Raw genomic sequence first — 18528 nt, 5'->3', positions numbered from 1 at the left:
CCATGGGGGCGGGTCTTCAGACCCGGCTCTTCTTCGTCGGCGGGCGCGGTGTTTTCAGGCGGGTCCGAAGATCCGCCCTCCGGTCACACCAGCCGGCTCTGTTCGACGGCGGCCGCAATGAAGCTCGAGAACAAAGGATGCGGCTCGAAGGGGCGCGACTTCAATTCGGGATGGTACTGCACGCCGATGAACCAGGGGTGATCGGCATATTCGATCGTCTCCGGCAGGAGGCCGTCCGGCGAGGTGCCGCAGAACACCATGCCCTTGTCTTCCAGGCGCTCGCGATAGCTCATATTCACTTCGTAGCGATGGCGATGGCGCTCGGAGATCGAGGTCGAGTGATAGATGTCGGCAATCTTGGAACCGCTCTTCAGCGTCGCCTGATAGGCGCCAAGCCGCATGGTGCCGCCGAGATCGCCGCCCTGGGCGCGCTGCTCGAGCTCGTTGCCCTTCATCCACTCGGTCATCAGGCCGACGACCGGCTCCTTCGTCGCGCCGAATTCGGTCGAATTGGCATTCTTGATCCCGGCGAGTGAACGGGCGCCCTCGATCACCGCCATCTGCATGCCGAAGCAGATGCCGAAATAAGGCACCTTGCGCTCGCGGGCGAAGGTCACGGCCTTGATCTTGCCCTCTGCGCCGCGCTGGCCGAAGCCACCAGGCACCAGAATGCCATGGACATGCTCCAGATGCGGTGCCGGATCGTCCTGTTCGAAGATCTCGCTCTCGATCCAGTCCAGCTTGACCTTGACGCCATTGGCGATGCCGCCATGGGTCAGCGCCTCGGTCAGTGACTTATAGGCATCCTTCAGGCCGGTATATTTGCCGACGATGGCGATGGTGACCTCGCCCTCCGGATTGTGGATGGTCTGGGAGATCTTGCGCCAGCGCGACAGATCGGGCTTGGGCGCATCCTCGATGCCGAAGGCCGCCAGCACTTCGGTGTCCAGGCCCTGCTCGTGATAGGCGATCGGCACGTCGTAGATCGAGGCGACGTCGCGTGCCTCGATCACCGCGGTCTCGCGCACATTGCAGAACAGGGCGAGCTTGCGGCGTTCCTCCTTGGGAATCTCCCGGTCGGAACGGCAAAGCAGGATATCGGGCTGGATGCCGATCGAGCGCAGCTCGGCCACCGAATGCTGCGTCGGCTTGGTCTTGAGCTCGCCCGCCGAGGGAATGAAGGGCAGCAGCGTCAGATGAGTGTAGATGCAGGCGCCGCGCGGCAGGTCGGACTTGATCTGCCGGATCGCCTCGAAGAAGGGCAGGCCCTCGATGTCGCCGACGGTGCCGCCGATCTCCACCAGCACGAAATCGACGCCGTCATTGCCCTTGAGGACGAAGTCCTTGATGGCATTGGTGACATGCGGAATGACCTGGATTGTGGCGCCGAGATAGTCGCCGCGCCGCTCCTTGGTGATGATGTCGAGATAGATCCGGCCGGTGGTGATGTTGTCGTCCTTGGAGGCCGGACGCCCGGTGAAGCGCTCGTAATGGCCGAGATCGAGATCGGTCTCGGCCCCGTCGTCGGTGACGAACACCTCGCCATGCTCATACGGGCTCATCGTGCCCGGATCGACATTGAGATAGGGATCGAGTTTGCGAAGGCGGACCTTGTAGCCGCGCGCCTGCAAGAGCGCGCCCAGGGCTGCCGAGGCCAAGCCCTTGCCAAGCGATGAAACCACGCCGCCGGTGATGAAGATGTACCGCGTCATGGACCCCCACTTAGACAAAAACACAATGATTCGACGAGCGGGCAATCGCTGCCCGCAGAATTATTTTCAGTTGACGCAAAGACGCGACAGTTCTCAGCCCGACAGCTACCTGCCGGGCAACACGATTACGGCTTGGCCGGAGCCGCCGGTTCGCCACCGCCCTGCAGCTGGTCGAACACCGAACCGCCATTGGACGGAGCCGGGGCTGCCGGCGCAGGCTGGGCCGGGGTGGCCGGCTGGCTGGTCGGCGCGGCCGGGCGGACCTGATCGAGCAGCGAACCGCCCGGGCGACTCTGCTGGTTGGCGAGAATCGTCAGGAGCAGGCTGGTGATGAAGAAGGCGGCCGCAAGACCGGCCGTCGTCCGCGTCAGCAGATTCGCCTGGCCGCGTCCAGTCATGAAACCGCCCGTCCCGCCGCCGATGCCGAGCCCTCCGCCTTCGGAGCGCTGCAGCAGCACCACAACAACAAGGGCCAGGACCACCATCAGGTGGATCGAGATGAGAACGGTTTGCATGGACTGATCCGGAAAGAATTCGGGCGCGTTCCTACACGAAGCGAGGCCCGCTGACTACCCCCGTCATATGGGAAGCTGGCATGAGCAGCGCCAGCCCCCCGCTCGTGAGCTTAATTTGCCCGCCGGGTGGCGACGAAGGCCTCGTGCTCGCGCAGAAGTTCGCCCGACAGGGCCTTGGCGATCAGCGCCCTCGTCTCCGGGATACCGTAGATCGCCGCGAACGACCCGAAACGCGGACCGCGTTGCTCGCCCAGGAGAATGCGATAGAGGGTGTTGAACCACTCCAGCGAGACGCCGGGACGCTCTGCTGTGGCGCCCTTGGCCTTGAAGTCCTGATAGGGCGGCAGGGCGCGGCCGACATCGTAGACCGCCTCCTGGATCGCCGCCGCATCGGCATCGGCCGGCAGGGCGCCGAGCGCGTCGGACAATTTCTGCAGCGCCGCCCTCTCCTCCTCGGTCGGCACCGAATACTGCTTGGCCGGCTTCACGAAGTCCCGGAAATAGCGGATCGCGTACTCGACCAGCCTGTCGAGCTGCGGATGGGTCTGCGGCGATGCGTCCGGCGCGTGGCGGCGCAGGAAGCCCCACAGCACGTCTTTGTTCTCCGCATTGGCGACGGCCACCAGATTGAGCAGCAGCGCGAAATTGATCGTAGTGCGCGCGCCTTCCTGGCCAATCGTCTCCGGGGCCGGCGGATTTCCGCCATGAATATGCCAGACCGGGTTGCCGAGCCGGTTCTTTGCATCCTGCCGCCCGAATCCGCCCAGAAACTGCAGATAGTCGTCGACGGCTCGTGGAATGACGTCGAAATGCAGCTTCTTGGCCGAGCGTGGCGACTGGTACATGTACAACGCCAAGCTCTCGGGCGTGGCATAGGTCAGCCATTCGTCGATGGTCAGACCGTTGCCCTTCGACTTCGAGATCTTCTGACCGTGCTGGTCGAGGAAGAGCTCGTAGACATAATGCTCCGGGGCGGTGCCGCCGAGGATCTCGCAAATGGCGTCATAGACTGGCGCGTTGGTCTGGTGGTCCTTGCCGAACATCTCGAAGTCGACATCGAGCGCCGCCCAGCGCGCTCCGAAATCCGGCTTCCACTGCAGCTTCACATTGCCGCCGGTGACCGGCAGCGTCTTGTCGACGCCGTCCTCGTCGGTGAAGGTGATGGTCCCTTGCTTGGCATTCACATCCTTGAGCGGCACATAGAGCACCCGCCCGCTGCTCGGAGAGATCGGCAGGAACGGCGAATAGGTCGCCTGCCGCTCCTCGCCGAGGGTCGGCAGCATGACGGCCATGATCTCGTTGTACTTCTCGGCGGCCTTCAGCAGCACGGCGTCGAGCTTGCCGGATGTGTAGTATTCCGTCGCGCTGGCGAATTCGTAATCAAAGCCGAACGTATCGAGGAACCGGCGGAGCATGGCGTTGTTGTGATCGCCGAAGCTCTTGTAGTCGCCGCCGAACGGGTTGGGAACACGGGTCAGCGGCATCTGCAAATAAGGCTTGAGCGCTTCGGGATCCGGCACGTTGTCCGGGATCTTGCGCATGCCATCCATGTCGTCGGAGAAGCAGAGCAGCCGGGTCGGGATGCGATCTTCCGTCAGCAGGCGAAACGCATTGCGCACCATGGTGGTGCGCGCGACCTCGCCGAAGGTGCCGATATGCGGCAGGCCGGAGGGGCCGTAGCCGGTCTCGAACAGCACCTCTTTTTTGTCGCCGGCGCGCTTCTGCAAACGGGCGACGAGCTTCCTCGCCTCCTCGAATGGCCAGGCGGCGGAAACATTGGCGGCCGCGACGAGCTCGGCCGGATAGAGATTTGACATGTTCGATCCGATTTCTTTCTGCTGCTTGTGGATGAGAAGCTAGGCGGCGTGCGCGACGGCTTGATTTCCCTCGACCGCAAGCGGAAGGCACAGCCATATTCAGGCCGGGCCGCAGCGTCAATCTTGGCGCGAGAATCTTGGCGCGAGCAAATGATCGATCGAGGGGGCTTGATGACGCCGATTCTGGATTATCTGACCGCCGCCCTCGTCACTTTGCTGGTGGTGGTCGACCCGCCCGGCCTCGGCCCGATCTTCCTGGGCGTTACGCGCGGCATGAATAGGGAACAGCAGCATTCGGTCGGCTGGCGCGCCAGCGTGATCGGCTTCGGCGTGCTTGCTTTCTTCGCCATTGCCGGAGAGCCCTTCCTCCGGCTGCTCGGCATTACTACGCCGGCCTTCCGCATTGCCGGCGGCCTCCTGCTGTTCGCCATCGCCTATGAAATGGTGTTCGACCGTTCCAATGTCCGCAAGAACGAGACGGCGGAGACCGCCATCACCAAGGACTTCATCTCCAATGTCGCCGCCTTCCCGCTCGCGATCCCGCTGATCGCGGGTCCTGGCGCCATCACCGCGGTGATGCTGCTCTCGGCCCAGGCCCATGGCGAGCCGGCCAAATTCGCCTCCCTCTTTCTCGTCATCGCCTTCGTCACCGCCTGCTGCTATGTCTCCTTCCGCCTCGCCGGAGTGATCAACAAGCTCTTGGGGATCACGGGCAATGTCGTGCTGACGCGGCTTCTCGGCATCGTGCTCTCGGCCCTCGCCGTGCAGTTCATCGTCGACGGGGTCAGGGCCATCGTGGCGGGATAGCGGTTCCCTGGCGCATTCGCGCTCTCCTTCGCCTGGGCAGGGCGACGATCGGTCCTTTCGATCGCGCCCGACAGCAAAACGCCGGCCACGAAGGTAGCCGGCGCCTGGGTGGCATATCGATAGACCTCGTCCGCCGTCAGAACGGAATGTCGTCATCCATGTCAGCCGAAGAGAACTTGCTCGAACCGGCCGGAGCCGGACGGCGTTCCATCGGGCTCGACGAGCCGAAATCATTGCCCTGATAGTCCCGGCCGCCCTCGCCCTGCCCGCCGCCGCGCGAATCCAGGAGGGTCATCTCGCCGCGATAACGCTGCAGCACGATCTCGGTGGAATATTTCTCCACGCCCGAGGCGTCGTTGTATTTGCGGGTCTGAAGCTGGCCCTCGATATAAACCTTGGAGCCCTTCTTCAGATATTGCTCGGCGATGCGCGCCAGCCCCTCGTTGAAAATGACCACGCTGTGCCACTCGGTCTTCTCCTTGCGTTCGCCGGTGGCCTTGTCGCGCCAGCTTTCCGTGGTAGCGATGCGCAGGTTGACGACCGGCTCACCCGAATTGAGTCGCCGCACTTCCGGATCGCGGCCGAGATTACCGACCAGAATGACCTTGTTCACCGAGCCCGACATCGAGGCTTCCTTCCTTCGCTTCACAGCCTGCCGGCCGAAACGGCCCGCACGCCCCATGGCGCCCCGGGAGGCGCCTCCATCATTTCTGCTCTAGCATGCTCCCGGCGCCACGCCCGCAAGGGAATTGGCTTCGTGCACAATTAGTTTTTGTTCCATATTTGTTCGCGCAATGCAAGGCCCTGCCTTAACGGTTCGCTTACCAGACCGCACCAAAGGCGGCATCACGCCGAAGCCAGCCGTTCCGGCTCGAATCATGTGGGAATCTGCGCTATCCGGCCAAGAAAACCTTGCCTTTGGCCGCTAACTTGCCCAACAAGCAGGGCGAAAATCAGGGCCGCGCTTTCCATCATCGCTCTTTCGCCACATTGGGCGTGCAGGGGAGCCGCACACTCCATTTCTTAGTTCCATACGAGGGCAGCAACATGGCAGGACCAGGACAACAGCGCGAAGCGACCGATGGAGCCAACACGGTAGCGGCTCTGGGTTTGCGGCGCGCCGCTTTGCGGGGCATGCTCGCTTCCCCGATCATCGATGCAGATGATCAGAAGGGCCTGCGCGACGAGTTGGTCGCCGAGCTGCGCTCCATCGCCAATTCGATTTCACGCGCTCCTGCCAAGAACGCCGTCGAGCTCTGCGCCAAGCTCGACGTGCTCGGTGAAGAGTATCGTCCCGATGGCGACAGCGGCTCCATCCGCGAACTGATCGCCTCGATCCGCCGCGATGTCGTCAGCCTGACCGGCCGCCCCGCAGCTCAGGAGCGCGCCTCCTTCCAGACGATCCGCCCGCTGCATAATGCGCGCGCCGCCGAGGCGACCCAGCAGCCGGCCGCAACCGAAGCGCCGGCCGGTGAAGCCAAGGCTGACTGAGCCGTTCCTCGACGCTGGAAACATCACCCCCGCGGAGCGATCCGCGGGGGTTTTTCTTTGGCTTTCCGTCTCCCTGCGAGATGTCGAAAGCAAGCGCGTTGCGGCCAGGAGTGATTTCGCCTCGCTGATCGAGGCTCGGCGCAAACGAAAGGGGCAGGCTCGCGCCTGCCCCCGTCCATCCTATCGGCATTGGGACCGACAATCGCTCCTTACTGGGCGTTGTCGCCATCACCGTCGTCGTCGCCGCTGCCGCCTTCATCGGCCCCGCCGGACCCGGCACCGCCACCGTTGCCGGGGCTGAGCACCTGGCCATTGACGCTCACGGCCTTGGTCCCCGCGTCGAAGTCGACATCCCAAACCGCCTTGCCGTCAGCACCGGTCTTGGCCAGGCCCTTGATCAGGGCGATCCCCATCAGGGCCGATTCCTTGTTGGGAACCTGGGCGGCGTTCACCGCCGCGATGATCTGGTCGAGATTGGTGGCCGAAATCGTCACCTTGCCCTTCTGGCTCGGCATGACGCTCATCTGGCCTTCGGCGCTCACGGCACCGGCCGGAGCGGTGAAGGTGCTGGGCGCCAGGGTCACATGCGGCTGTCCGGCCATGAAGAGAGCCAGGAATTGCGGCGTCAGTTCATTGGGGATCGGCGGATCCTTGGTCGCATCGAAATTCTCGATCGCCAGCTTGGTGATGGCCTCGAGGTCGACGCCCTCGAACTTCACGTCGATATTGCCATCCCCCGGGACGAGCGGAGCCACCCAGCTGGGAATGGCCGGAGACTGCGGCAGAGCCAGGCCATCATACTTGATGTCGATGCCGTAGGAGGCATTCTTGACCGCGCCCGTCATGCCGACGCCGTAGCTGAGGCTGCCCAGCTTGACCGGGCCGATCGGCGTGTCGATGGTGACCTCATTCAGCTTGGTCGTGCCGGACAGGTTGTTCCACAGCGGCAGGGCCGCGGTCAGCTTCTGCTTGATCTCCGCCTGCTTGGCGATCAATTCCTTGGGATCCTTGGAATTGGCCGCCATGCCGATGAATTCCAGCACCGTCGTGAGCTGGAGATTGTCGATCTTGCCATCCGTGCTCAGCGACTTGGCCGCCACCTTGATGGTGAGAGGCTTGGTCTTGCCGGCGATGTTCTCGACGAAATCGGTGGCCGAACCGGTGGTGCTGATATTGACGCCCCCCGCGCTGCCGGCGGTCCCGGTCAGCTTGGAGCTGATCGCGCCCATGCTCGCAGTCACGGTGCTCTCGGCATCATCCATGTCCATCGACATCGAGGCGCAAGTCGTCTCATAGGTCGAGAAGGTCGAGATCTTGGGATCGAACACGCCCGAGGACTTGCAAGGCGCCGCAACCTTCATGGCGAAAGGCTTGCCGCCCTGGCTGCCGCTGAAATTGTAGTTGATCGGCGATTCGCTGGTCACCGCATAGGTGCCGTCCGAATTGGGCGTCGCCAGATAGGTGATGGGATCGAAGCTTGCGGTGACGCCGGCTCCCTTGAGCTGCGCCAGGGTGGCGCTCAGGTCGAGCTTCACGGCGTAGGCATTGCCCTGCGGGGTGATCGACAGGATGCCCTTCTCGAAAAGGCCGCTGCCGAATGTCTTGGCAAGGCTGTCCTGCAGTTGCTTGGCGCCATCCGCCGATACGCCCTGCGCAAAGGCGGGAGCGCTCAGCAGCGTCGCGGCCAGCAGCGTGCTCCGAAAGGCCAGCCTGGCGGCCGGACTGCGGCGTTTCATGCGAAGAAGTTGCATGGAGTTTCCTTCAGTGGGTGGGAAGCCGTTTCGCGGCGCACTCTTAACCCAAAATTATGAGGTGCGCACGCGTGGGGTCGGTGAAAGAGCGGTGGACGTTCAGAACCGGCCTTGAGCCGGTACAGCAGCACTAGGCCCCGTCAAGATCTGAAACGAGGTGCCGAAACGCACATGACACATTCAATAGTCTCCGTGACGGGAGCGTTTATCACGCTGCAGGCGAGCCATCCTCGATAGCAGCCAGCCGGGCGGCGGACAGTTCCGCGCGTCACAACTCTTGCCTCGATGTAGAACCGGCCTTTCGATACGGACCTGGTCGTCGATAAAGACTTGGCTGCTGAAGTGTCGGCATGGCGGCTGCGGCACCGTCACTACTCAAGGTAGCATGCTGGTACCGGCTTTCAATCGATACATGACACGAGCTCGAAAAAACGGCGAGAACGACGGGAGGAGCGATTGCCAGCAAGAAACGTTTACGCTTTTGCAGCATTATGCGATGAAGACAAAAGTGCCCTCGGTAATGGTTCGGTGTTAGACCTACATCGCTGCCGTCCGAAAAAATGGAAGCGACAATGACAATTCTGAAAATCCTCACCGCTGTTTTCGTCCTGGCCGGCTTGGCAGCCTGCGCTAGCGACTACGGCCAGGCCGACCGCCGTCCGGCTTACGTCGTCGGCCCGGATACGCCGTTCCCGCGGTGAGCCCCGCGCACCGTTCATAAGTCCCCTTGCCGATCATCCGAGCGGCCGAGACGGCATTTGCGTGATGCTGCACCGCAAGGCCGAGCGGCTTTCATCAGGTTTCCACCTGCCCGAACACCCTGCCGATCCGGTGGGGTTTTCTTTTGCCCTCGATGTCGGCGCGTGCCGATTCGCCGCCGCACTGCCGCCCTTCGCTATAGGACCAGGCCCCTACCCTCATGGCCTTACGATGAAGCCATGGGTGTGCCCCTGCCGATCGCATGAGGATGATCCCGCGGATAGAGGCGTCAGGCCGTGAGCACCCTGCTCAAGGCGTGACCCGAGGACGCTGGGCTAACAACCGGGCTGTACAGGAAGGGGATGGCGGAGACGCAGGGATTCGAACCCTGGATACCCTTGTGGGGTATGCTCATTTAGCAAACGAGTGCCTTCAGCCTCTCGGCCACGTCTCCAATGCCCTCCGGATAGACAATCCCGTCCCGGCAATCAAGGTAAAATCGCAACCGGCCCCAAGCTTTATGACGGGTATTGTCATCTCCTCTCTTTCGCTGGCCTGCCTCCTCTCGGATCGAGGCGGGAAATCGCTGGCTCGGCGCAGGAAAACCCGTATAGGCCCAGGGTCGGTGTCGAGAATGACAGGAACGCGGGAAGCAGGCGCGGACACGACGCGGCATTCCGTTCGCGAGAGCTTTGCTTTAGATCACGATGCGTTCTAGCGAAAATGCCCTTGCTCCGATTCCTTGTTGCGACGCGTCTTTCATTCCCAGTGATTCGTCCCATCGCACCACGCCTTCGGAAGCCGCCAGGAGAGACCGGATGAACAGCACCGCCAAATCGAACACGGCCGTCATGCCCAGCCGGGACATCGAACGCCTGCTCGATATCATGGCCGCCTTGCGAACACCCGGCACCGGCTGCCCCTGGGACCTCGAGCAGGACTTTGCCAGCATCGCCCCCTACACAATCGAGGAAGCCTATGAGGTCGCCGACGCGATCCAGCGCGGCGATATGGCCGATCTCACCGACGAACTCGGTGACCTGCTGCTGCAGGTGGTGTTTCACGCCCAGATGGCGCGCGAAGAAGGCCTGTTCGATTTCGGCAGCGTCGTGGAGGCCATCACCACCAAGCTGATCCGCCGCCACCCGCATGTCTTCGGCGAAGCCCGCAACCTGCCGCCGGCGGAGGTGAAGAAGCTCTGGGCCGAGATCAAGGCACAGGAAAAGGCCGAACGCGCGCGCCGCCATCCGCCGGCAGGCCAGGCCAGTGCCCTCGAAGGCGTTCCCGCCGCCATGCCGGCCTTGACGCGGGCGATCAAGCTGCAGGAGAAGGCGGGCAAGGTCGGATTCGACTGGAACGACATCCGCATGGTGCTCGCCAAGGTACGCGAAGAGGCGGACGAGATCGAAGCTGCCCTCGACGAGGGCGCCGGCAAGGATGCGTTGACGGCGGAAATCGGCGATCTGCTGTTCGCCGTCGCCAATGTCGCCCGCCATGCGCATGTCGACGCGGAAGGCGCGTTGCGCGGCGCCAATGCCAAATTCGAGAGGCGCTTCCACTTCATCGAAGCCCGGCTGGGCGAGAAGGGCACGACCCCGGCCCGGTCGAGCCTGGATGAGATGGACGCATTGTGGAACGAGGCCAAGCGCGCAGGCCTATAGCCCCTCTCCCGCCCCTTGCGAGGGTCCGCGCCGATGGGCGCCAACCTGGCGGGATGGCGTGGGATTGGAGTGTCGATCTCGCACTGCTTCGCTGGCCGTGCGCGGCATTCCGTGCGACAAACCCGGGGATAGCTGCATTTCCCCGTCCCGCGTGACCTGCCATGTCATCCAGCCTGCCGCCCGCCGATGCATCAGCCGCCTTCAATGTGGAGGAACGGCGCGAAGCCATCGTCAATCTGGTGCGTCAGCACGGCTTTGTCGGGGTCGAAATGCTGGCGAGCCGTTTCGGCGTCACCGTCCAGACGATCCGACGCGATCTCAATGATCTGAGCGGCGAAGGAAGGCTGGCCCGGTATCGCGGTGGCGGAGGCCTGCCGTCGAGCGTCGCCAATATCGACTACAGCGCCCGCCAGATCATGAATCAGGCCGAAAAGGAGCAGATCGCCAAGCTGGTGGCGCGTCACGTTCCCGATCACGTCTCCATCTTCATGAATATCGGCACCACCACCGAGGCGGTGGCGGCCGCGCTGATCCACCATCAGGACCTCAGGGTGATCACCAACAATCTCAACGTAGCGACGATTCTCTCGCGGCACACGGATTTCGAGATCACCATCACCGGCGGCTCGGTGCGCAACCGGGATGGCGGCGTGCTCGGCCCGGCGTGCGTGGACATGATCAGCCAGTTCCGTGTCGATATCGGCATTATCGGCATCAGCGGCATCGATACCGACGGCACGCTGCTCGATTTCGACTATGACGAGATCCGTGCCGCCCAGACCATCCTGCGCCACGCGCGCAAGACCTATCTCGTTACCGACCACACCAAGTTCCAGCGCAGGCCCCTGCTGCGCATGGCCTCGATCACCGAAGTGAGCGCCGTCTTCGTCGACAAGGCGCCTCCCCGGGCGCTCGCCGAATTGCTGGCGAGCAGCGGCACGGAGCTTCACATCGCCAGCGCCTGACCCCGCGGCGGCCATTCGTGCCAATTTCATGCGGCGCCATATTCATTTGTGACACGGTTTGTCACCAAAAAATCGACTTTAATCCTCTTTCGAATTGGAACATTGCGAACATTGCCCCTCCGCGAGGATTCAAAATTCAACACTCAAGAATTGTAATTAGAAATATCCAGAAGCATTACATCACCTACTATTTTACCTCAAATGTTCAGAATACGACTGCCACTGGTCAGATCCGCGGCCTCGATCGGGAAATAGACGGCGCGCTGGCGGTATTGTGTTATTGACGATCCAAAGCAGTTCCATTTTTGAAACAAAGCAGCGTTTTCGTTTATGCATAAACGAAAACAAAAATTTTCTATTGCGAAAATAGAAAACCTCGCCAACATGCCTTCCGAATATGACGCCCTCACCGATGAGGGGCGAATGCAGGGAGACGGAACGCAATGGTTCAAGCCATCTCGCCATGCTCGATAGAAGTCCCGACCGCCATCTCGATCCGCGGTGTCGCGCGATGAGCGATCAGGCATCCTCCAACGACATCGTCGACGTCTTCGTGATTGGTGGGGGCGTCAATGGCTGCGGCATTGCCCGCGATGCCGTCGGGCGGGGCTATTCGGTCTACCTGGCCGAGATGAACGATCTTGCTAGCGGCACATCCTCCAAAGCCACCAAGCTGATCCATGGCGGCCTGCGCTATCTCGAATATTACGAGTTCCGCCTGGTGCGCGAAGCCCTCACGGAACGCGAGATCGTCTGGCGCAACGCACCGCATCTCGTCCATCCGCTCCGTTTCGTACTGCCCTATTTCAAAGGGCTTCGTCCGGCCTGGATGCTGCGGATCGGCCTGTTTCTCTACGACTATATCGGCGGCCGCAAGAAATTGCCGCCCACCCGCACGCTCGACCTTAGGCGCGACGAGGCCGGTCGGCCGTTGAAGCCGATCTTCTCCAAGGCCTTCGAATATTCCGACTGCTGGGTGAATGACGCCCGCTTCGTCGCCCTTAACGCCCGTGACGCCGCCGACCGGGGCGCCATCGTCCGCACGCGCTGCAAGGTCGTCTCGGCACGCCGGGACAGCGGCCTGTGGCGCGTCCAGCTCCAGGACCAGATCAATGGCAGGGAGAACGAGGTCACGGCCCGTCTCGTCGTCAATGCGGCCGGCCCCTGGGTCGACGCCGTTCTGGCGGATGTGGTCGCCCACAAGGAGCCGAACCAGGTACGCCTGGTCCAGGGCAGCCACATCATCGTGCCCAAGCTCTTCGACCACGACCGCTGCTACATCTTCCAGAACCCGGATGGCCGTATCATATTCGCCATCCCCTATGAGGATGAATTCACCCTGATCGGCACCACCGACCAGGACTACAAGGACGATCCGGCCAAAGTCGCGATCACGCCCGGCGAAACGGACTATCTTTGCAAGGCGGCGAGCGAGTATTTCGCCAAGGAGATCACGCCCGCCGACATCGTCTGGACCTATTCGGGCGTACGTCCGCTCTATGACGATCATGCCACCGCCGCCCAGGCCGCCACGCGCGACTATGTGATCAAGGAAGAGCTGATCGACGGCGCGCCGCTGATCAATATTTTCGGCGGCAAGATCACCACCTACCGCCGTCTGTCGGAATCGATCCTCGAGCATATCGAGAAGACCTTGGGCGCCAGGGGCAAGCCCTGGACCGCCGACGCGCCGCTGCCGGGCGGCGACATGCCCAATGCCGATCTCGACGCCTTCATCCGCTCGCTGATGGCGCGCAAGCCCTTCCTGTCCCCTGCTCTCGCCCGGCGCCTGGCCAAGGCCTACGGCACGCGGGCCCTCCACTTCCTGGAAGGCGCCAACGCCATGGCCGATCTCGGCCGGGACTTCGGCATGGGCCTCACCGCCGCCGAGATCGACTATCTGGTCGACCAGGAATGGGCCGTGACCGCCGAGGATATTCTCTGGCGCCGCTCCAAGCTCGGCCTGCATCTGCCGCCCGAGGTGGCCGGTGAGATCTCCGCCTATCTGGCCGCCAGGCAGAAGGCGCCCGTTCCCCACTGAACTCGTTCCCAGACCCAAACGGACTGCAAGAACATATCGAGGAGGAAAGCATGACCAAATATGTCGGGTCCATCGATCAAGGCACGACCAGTACCCGCTTCATCATCTTCGACCGTCGCGGCGAGATCATCTCCGTCGACCAGAAGGAGCACGAGCAGATCTATCCCAAGCCGGGCTGGGTCGAGCATGACCCGGCGGAGATCTGGCGCAACACCCAGAGCGTGATCGCCGGCGCCTTGAAGAAGAAGGGCCTGACCACGGCCAATCTCGTCTCCGTCGGCATCACCAACCAGCGCGAGACGGCGGTGCTCTGGAACCGCAAAACCGGTGCAGCGGTGCATAATGCCGTGGTGTGGATGGACACCCGCACAGACCAGTTGGTCGCCAAATTCGCCAAGGAAGGTGGACAGGATCGGCTGCGCGCCAAGACCGGCCTGCCGCTCGCCACCTATTTCTCCGGCCTGAAGCTGCGCTGGCTGCTCGACAACGTGCCCGGCGCCCAGAAGGCGGCCGAGGCCGGCGATCTCCTGTTCGGCAATCTCGACACCTGGCTGGTGTGGAATCTCACCGGCGGCACCCAGGGCGGCCTGCACCTGACCGACGTCACCAATGCCTCCCGCACCCAGCTGATGAACCTGGAGACGCTGGATTGGGAGACGGATATTCTCAATCTGTTCGACATCCCCCGCGCCTGCCTGCCGCAGATCCGTTCCTCCAGCGAAGTCTACGGCAAGTGCACGGGCGTTCTGGCCGATGTCCCGGTCGCAGGCATTCTCGGCGATCAGCAGGCCGCCCTGTTCGGCCAGGCCTGCCTGCAGCCGGGCGAAGCGAAGAACACCTACGGCACTGGCTGCTTCATGCTGATGAACACCGGCGAAAAGCCCTTCCACTCCACCGCCGGCCTGGTCACCACGCTCGGCTACAAGCTTGGCGACAACAAGCCCGTCTACGCCCTGGAAGGCTCGATCGCCATTGCCGGCGCCCTGGTGCAATGGCTGCGCGACAATCTCAACCTGGTGAAGACGGCGCCGGAGATCGAGTCTCTCGCCAATACCGTGAAGGACAATGGCGACGTCTATTTCGTGCCGGCCTTCTCCGGCCTCTATGCGCCGCACTGGAAGGAAAGCGCCCGCGGCGTGATCGCCGGCCTCACCCGTTTCGCCAACAAGGGCCATATCGCGCGCGCCGCCCTGGAGGCGACCGCCTATCAGACCCGCGAAGTGCTCGATGCCATGACCAAGGATTCGGGCGTGCAGATCAAGGAATTGCGGACGGATGGCGGCATGGTCGTCAACGAACTCCTGATGCAGTTCCAGTCCGACATCCTCAACGTGCCCGTCGTGCGGCCCAAGGTCATCGAGACCACCGCCCTGGGCTCGGCCTATGCGGCCGGCCTGGCGACCGGGTACTGGAATTCCACCAAGGACATCTCCGACAATTGGGGCGTCGACAAGCGCTGGCACCCGATGATGAAGGAAGAGCAGCGCAGCAAGCTCTTCAGTGCCTGGAACAAGGCCGTCACCCGTTCACTCGACTGGGCAGTCTGACCACAACAATCAAGCAGGGCCGCACCCGGCGGGTGACGGCCCCACAACACAGGGAAGAAAAACATGGCAGTTGGGTTTGTCGGCGAACTCATGGGCACGGCCACGCTCATCCTGTTCGGGGACGGTGTCGTGGCCAATGTGCTGCTGGCCAAGAACAAGGGCCAGAATTCGGGCTGGATCGTCATCACGGCCGGCTGGGCCTTCGCCGTTCTCTGCGGCGTGCTCGTCGCGGTTGCGGCGGGTGCCCCGGGCCATCTCAATCCGGCGGTGACCCTCGCCTTCGCCACCGCGACCGGCGATTGGAGCAATGTCGTTCCCTTCATCGCGGCCCAGTTCATCGGCGCTTTCATCGGGGCGATCCTGGTGTGGCTCGCCCATCTGATGCATTGGGGCGAAACCGAAGACCAGGGCCTCAAGCTCGCCGTTTTCTGCACCGGCCCCGCCATCCGCAACTATGGCGCCAATCTGGTGACGGAGATCATCGGCGGCTTCGCCCTGCTCTTCGTCGTCGCCGCCATCGGCTCCAAGGCCGTGGCGACGCCGGGCTATCTTGCGCCCTTCATCGTCGGCATGGTGGTCTGGGGCATCGGCGTCTCGCTCGGCGGCCCCACCGGCTATGCCATCAATCCGGCCCGCGACCTCGGCCCGCGCATTGCGCACGCCGTGCTGCCGATCGCCGGCAAGGGCGGCTCGGACTGGGGTTATTCCTGGGTGCCCGTCGTCGGTCCGGTGATCGGCGGTATCGTCGCCCTCATGCTCGCCAAGGCGACCGGCATGATGTGACGGGAAGGTCCCGGACCGAACCGTCCCGCTCCCGAAAATGGCCGGCTCGACCGGCCATTTTTATTGCCGTCATTGCAGCGTTATGCCCGGTCATGGCAGTTTGCGAACCATCATGGGCGTCCCTCCGGTCGCCTTGCAGGCAAGGCGACCATGAAACGCGTCCTGATCACCGGCATGTCCGGAACCGGCAAGACTTCGGTGATCCGCGAATTGCTGGCGCGCGGCAACCAAGCCCACGACCTCGACACAGCGGAATGGTCGCATTGGGTCCCGGCCGCTCCGGGCGATGATCTGACGCCCGGCCAGGGCGAGGACTGGGTCTGGCAGCTCGACAAGGTCGAGGCCCTGCTGTCGCGACCAACCCCGGGACCTCTCTTCGTGAGCGGCTGTGCCGAGAACATGCCAGGCGTCCTGCACCTGTTCGACGCCGTGGTCCTGCTGTCGGCTCCCCTCCCGACCATCCTGGCGCGGCTGGCGGCCCGTACGGGCTCCGGTTACGGCCATACCGAGGAGGAACGCCGCAAGGTTGCCGAACTGATCGGCACGATTGAGCCGCTTTTGCGCCAATCAGCCGATTTCGAGATCGATACGCGCCAGCCGGTGCAAGCGACCGTCGACGCATTGTTCCGGTTTATCGAACTTCGCTGACGTCAGCGCCGCCGTCGCGATAACGCCGCCATCACGCCTTTCTCCCTAATGTGGTGAGCCGATCGCATGCGGGGAGCTGCCATGTCACGTATGGACGTTGTCAGGACCGGACGATCAAGCTGGCGGCATGGTGGAGGCCGGGCAAGTCTCGGAGCCCTCGTCTTCGGCCTTGCCTGTGCGGCAGGAGCGGCCGAAGCTGCGCCCGCCATCCGATGGGAAGTCGCCAATCGCTTCCCCCTGTTCCGCAACGAGGACCATTTCCGTGCCCTCGCCGGCATCTATGCCGGCCTCCCCCTGGCCGACCGCCAGAACCGGCCCGTGATGGCGCTGGAGGTCGAGCTGGAAAAGCGCGCCGATGCCAGGCAACTCGACAAGGTTTTCGGCGATCCGTCAACGATCTGGCGTTTCGGCTGGGCCTCGGCCCTTGTCCGCAGCACCTGCTTCAGTGCGACCAATCGCGGACACTGGGCCTGCAGGCTGACCAATGGCGAGGACTATGTCGGTGCACGCAGGGCCGACATCCTGGCGAGCCTCACGGAGCCCCTCGCGGGCCGTGACTGTCAATGGCTGGTCAATGGTACCGTGGCTGCAACGGCAGCATGCGACAAGCAGATACGCCTTGCCGACCTCCCCATCGGCACAGCCTTCACCCTGGCCGCCAGGGCCGACGGTTCGGCCGTGGCGGAAGCACCCGGCCAGACCATTCGGCCAGTCACCATTCTCGGCATGGGCGATTCCTTCGCCTCCGGGGAAGGCAATCCGGACAAGGCCGCTGTGCTCGGCACCGACGTCAACAATTTCCAGGAATCGTCCCGCCTGTCGGGTGAATCGGGATGGCGCGGCCGGCTGCGGCTTTACCCCCTCCGCTACAAGCACAATTTCGATAAGAGTTTCGGGATCGGCGCCCTATGGATCAATCAGCAATGCCATCGCTCGCTCTATTCCCACCAGCTCAAGGCCGCCCTGGCGATCGCCCTGGAAGCGCCGCATGTCCGTGTGACCTATCTCGGCTATGGCTGCACGGGGGCGGAGGTCTTCGAGGGGCTTCTCGGCTACTGGGCGGCCCGCGATGACGTTCCCAAAGACCGGCCGGGCAAGGCGGGCCAGTATGACGCTTCGCCACAAGTGATGCGCGCCTTGCGTGACCTTTGCCCCAGACCTCTGAAGGGCTTCAACCGCTTCTCGCCACCCCCACGTTTTTCCTGGCAAAGCGATCTCAAACGTTGCGCAGCCTTCAAGCAGGACCCCGACATCCTGCTGCTCAGCATCGGCGGGAACGATATCGGCTTTTCCCGGGTCATTGCCGGCGAGGCCCTGGTTGCGGGCAATCATTTCCTGTCGCTTCGGCGAGCGGCCGAAAGACTGTGGATCAAGGGAGCCGGGCCCATCACGTTTCGGGATGCCACGGCTGCGGAGAGTTCGCTGTCCGACCGGTATCACATCCTGGCCCAGGCCTTCGAACGGCTGTTGGGGCTGAATGCGTCCCAGATCATACAGACCGGCTATCCTCAAATGCTGCACACGGGCAGCGGCACTTGCCCGCATGCCTCCAGCGGCGAAGCGGGCACGGCCGGTATGGACCTTCACGAGATCTTCCGGATCAGCAAGCCGACCACGGGTGCGGACTCGGTCGCCTTCGTCGACGGCCTCAATGCCAAGATTCGCGCTCTCGGTGCCGGCATTGGCTGGCAGGTGGTGACCGGCTTCGCCGATGAGTTCAAGGGCCACGCCTTGTGCCAGCCCGGCATGGCGGACGGCAGCAACGGCCCGGACGGGCTCCGTTTTCCGGTCAGCACACCGACCGGGCAACGCTGGACCCCGTTTTCACCACCGCGCTGGCAAGCCTATCGCCCGCGTCAGCGCTGGTTTGTCACGCCGAACGATGCCTTCCTCACCGCCAACACCATGCGCACGCTGGCGGGCAGCGGCGGCGATCCACATATGAACGGCCGCGCCCAGCCGGTCCTGGCTGCCACCCTCAGCGGCTCCTTTCATCCAAACGCACTCGGTCAGGCCGCCATGGGCGACGCAGTGTTGACGGCGCTGCGCCAGAAATTGGGATTGCCCGTACCCGGTGCTCCCGTGCCATAG

At 63.2% G+C, this 18528-nt stretch carries 15 protein-coding genes and 1 tRNA gene; 10 read left to right on the top strand and 6 right to left on the bottom strand.

Features of this window, described 5'->3' with window-relative positions; genetic code table 11:
* Positions 1 to 83 precede the first annotated feature (83 nt).
* The 3 genes from C5L14_RS15420 to C5L14_RS15410 all read right to left on the bottom strand — a co-directional run bounded on the left by C5L14_RS15420 (position 84) and on the right by C5L14_RS15410 (position 4044).
* Positions 84 to 1712 (bottom strand): CTP synthase, encoded by a 1629-nt coding sequence (locus C5L14_RS15420; protein WP_105862928.1) that lies wholly within the window; start codon positions 1710 to 1712, stop codon positions 84 to 86.
* 125 nt (positions 1713 to 1837) lie between these two features.
* Positions 1838 to 2227 carry a preprotein translocase subunit SecG gene (gene secG / locus C5L14_RS15415; protein ID WP_105862927.1) on the bottom strand — a complete coding sequence of 130 codons (390 nt, stop codon included), beginning with the start codon at positions 2225 to 2227 and terminating at the stop codon, positions 1838 to 1840.
* 110 nt (positions 2228 to 2337) lie between these two features.
* Positions 2338 to 4044 (bottom strand): lysine--tRNA ligase, encoded by a 1707-nt coding sequence (locus C5L14_RS15410; RefSeq protein WP_105862926.1) that lies wholly within the window; start codon positions 4042 to 4044, stop codon positions 2338 to 2340.
* 171 nt (positions 4045 to 4215) lie between these two features.
* Here C5L14_RS15410 and C5L14_RS15405 point away from each other — a divergent pair, with 171 nt between their 5' ends.
* Entirely contained in the window at positions 4216 to 4851 is a 636-nt protein-coding gene (locus C5L14_RS15405; RefSeq protein WP_105862925.1) for a MarC family protein, read from the top strand.
* A 136-nt stretch (positions 4852 to 4987) separates the two neighbouring features.
* Here C5L14_RS15405 and ssb read toward each other — a convergent pair whose 3' ends face one another.
* Positions 4988 to 5476 (bottom strand): single-stranded DNA-binding protein, encoded by a 489-nt coding sequence (gene ssb, locus C5L14_RS15400; RefSeq protein WP_105863239.1) that lies wholly within the window; start codon positions 5474 to 5476, stop codon positions 4988 to 4990.
* A gap of 422 nt (positions 5477 to 5898) precedes the next feature.
* Here ssb and C5L14_RS15395 point away from each other — a divergent pair, with 422 nt between their 5' ends.
* Entirely contained in the window at positions 5899 to 6342 is a 444-nt protein-coding gene (locus tag C5L14_RS15395) for a hypothetical protein (RefSeq protein ID WP_146126924.1), read from the top strand.
* Positions 6343 to 6551: 209 nt separating this feature from the next.
* On the opposite strand, the gene C5L14_RS15390 is transcribed toward C5L14_RS15395, so the two are convergent.
* Entirely contained in the window at positions 6552 to 8093 is a 1542-nt protein-coding gene (locus tag C5L14_RS15390) for a DUF945 domain-containing protein (protein ID WP_146126923.1), read from the bottom strand.
* A 572-nt stretch (positions 8094 to 8665) separates the two neighbouring features.
* Here C5L14_RS15390 and C5L14_RS30660 point away from each other — a divergent pair.
* Positions 8666 to 8794, top strand: a complete 129-nt coding sequence (locus tag C5L14_RS30660) for a YgdI/YgdR family lipoprotein (protein WP_245197435.1) — start codon at positions 8666 to 8668, stop codon at positions 8792 to 8794.
* A gap of 361 nt (positions 8795 to 9155) precedes the next feature.
* Here C5L14_RS30660 and C5L14_RS15385 read toward each other — a convergent pair.
* Positions 9156 to 9246: transfer RNA gene (locus C5L14_RS15385), tRNA-Ser, on the bottom strand.
* 364 nt (positions 9247 to 9610) lie between these two features.
* On the opposite strand from C5L14_RS15385, the gene mazG reads away from it, so the two are divergent.
* The 7 genes from mazG (at position 9611) to C5L14_RS15350 (ending at position 18528) form a co-directional block, all read left to right on the top strand.
* Positions 9611 to 10453, top strand: coding sequence for a nucleoside triphosphate pyrophosphohydrolase (mazG, locus tag C5L14_RS15380; protein WP_105862922.1), 843 nt, complete (start codon positions 9611 to 9613; stop codon positions 10451 to 10453).
* Between the two features lie 161 nt (positions 10454 to 10614).
* Positions 10615 to 11418 carry a DeoR/GlpR family DNA-binding transcription regulator gene (locus tag C5L14_RS15375; protein WP_105862921.1) on the top strand — a complete coding sequence of 268 codons (804 nt, stop codon included), beginning with the start codon at positions 10615 to 10617 and terminating at the stop codon, positions 11416 to 11418.
* Between the two features lie 511 nt (positions 11419 to 11929).
* On the top strand, positions 11930 to 13459 hold the full coding sequence (glpD, locus tag C5L14_RS15370; protein ID WP_105862920.1) for a glycerol-3-phosphate dehydrogenase: 1530 nt from the start codon (positions 11930 to 11932) through the stop codon (positions 13457 to 13459).
* A gap of 50 nt (positions 13460 to 13509) precedes the next feature.
* On the top strand, positions 13510 to 15006 hold the full coding sequence (gene glpK / locus C5L14_RS15365; RefSeq protein WP_105862919.1) for a glycerol kinase GlpK: 1497 nt from the start codon (positions 13510 to 13512) through the stop codon (positions 15004 to 15006).
* A 63-nt stretch (positions 15007 to 15069) separates the two neighbouring features.
* Positions 15070 to 15789: an MIP/aquaporin family protein gene (locus tag C5L14_RS15360; protein WP_105862918.1), complete on the top strand. Its 720-nt coding sequence runs from the start codon at positions 15070 to 15072 to the stop codon at positions 15787 to 15789.
* A 150-nt stretch (positions 15790 to 15939) separates the two neighbouring features.
* Complete coding sequence (locus C5L14_RS15355) at positions 15940 to 16437, top strand: AAA family ATPase (protein ID WP_105862917.1); 498 nt, start codon at positions 15940 to 15942, stop codon at positions 16435 to 16437.
* A gap of 81 nt (positions 16438 to 16518) precedes the next feature.
* Entirely contained in the window at positions 16519 to 18528 is a 2010-nt protein-coding gene (locus C5L14_RS15350) for a hypothetical protein (RefSeq protein ID WP_146126922.1), read from the top strand.

Source organism: Labrys okinawensis (assembly GCF_002982075.1).
Lineage (GTDB): Bacteria > Pseudomonadota > Alphaproteobacteria > Rhizobiales > Labraceae > Labrys > Labrys okinawensis_A.
The sequence above is the reverse complement of the archived record's forward strand: the minus strand, read 5'-3'. Positions and strand labels throughout refer to the sequence as shown.

What these genes read in the sequence shown, in the direction of transcription:
- C5L14_RS15360 (WP_105862918.1), top strand. Translation starts at nt 15,070, where the DNA reads ATGGCAGTTGGGTTTGTCGGCGAACTCATGGGCACGGCCACGCTCATC.
- mazG (WP_105862922.1), top strand. Translation starts at nt 9,611, where the DNA reads ATGAACAGCACCGCCAAATCGAACACGGCCGTCATGCCCAGCCGGGAC.
- C5L14_RS15405 (WP_105862925.1), top strand. Translation starts at nt 4,216, where the DNA reads ATGACGCCGATTCTGGATTATCTGACCGCCGCCCTCGTCACTTTGCTG.
- C5L14_RS15350 (WP_146126922.1), top strand. Translation starts at nt 16,519, where the DNA reads ATGTCACGTATGGACGTTGTCAGGACCGGACGATCAAGCTGGCGGCAT.
- C5L14_RS15355 (WP_105862917.1), top strand. Translation starts at nt 15,940, where the DNA reads ATGAAACGCGTCCTGATCACCGGCATGTCCGGAACCGGCAAGACTTCG.
- glpD (WP_105862920.1), top strand. Translation starts at nt 11,930, where the DNA reads ATGAGCGATCAGGCATCCTCCAACGACATCGTCGACGTCTTCGTGATT.
- secG (WP_105862927.1), bottom strand. Translation starts at nt 2,227, where the DNA reads ATGCAAACCGTTCTCATCTCGATCCACCTGATGGTGGTCCTGGCCCTT.
- ssb (WP_105863239.1), bottom strand. Translation starts at nt 5,476, where the DNA reads ATGTCGGGCTCGGTGAACAAGGTCATTCTGGTCGGTAATCTCGGCCGC.
- C5L14_RS15395 (WP_146126924.1), top strand. Translation starts at nt 5,899, where the DNA reads ATGGCAGGACCAGGACAACAGCGCGAAGCGACCGATGGAGCCAACACG.
- glpK (WP_105862919.1), top strand. Translation starts at nt 13,510, where the DNA reads ATGACCAAATATGTCGGGTCCATCGATCAAGGCACGACCAGTACCCGC.
- C5L14_RS15410 (WP_105862926.1), bottom strand. Translation starts at nt 4,044, where the DNA reads ATGTCAAATCTCTATCCGGCCGAGCTCGTCGCGGCCGCCAATGTTTCC.
- C5L14_RS30660 (WP_245197435.1), top strand. Translation starts at nt 8,666, where the DNA reads ATGACAATTCTGAAAATCCTCACCGCTGTTTTCGTCCTGGCCGGCTTG.
- C5L14_RS15390 (WP_146126923.1), bottom strand. Translation starts at nt 8,093, where the DNA reads ATGCAACTTCTTCGCATGAAACGCCGCAGTCCGGCCGCCAGGCTGGCC.
- C5L14_RS15420 (WP_105862928.1), bottom strand. Translation starts at nt 1,712, where the DNA reads ATGACGCGGTACATCTTCATCACCGGCGGCGTGGTTTCATCGCTTGGC.
- C5L14_RS15375 (WP_105862921.1), top strand. Translation starts at nt 10,615, where the DNA reads ATGTCATCCAGCCTGCCGCCCGCCGATGCATCAGCCGCCTTCAATGTG.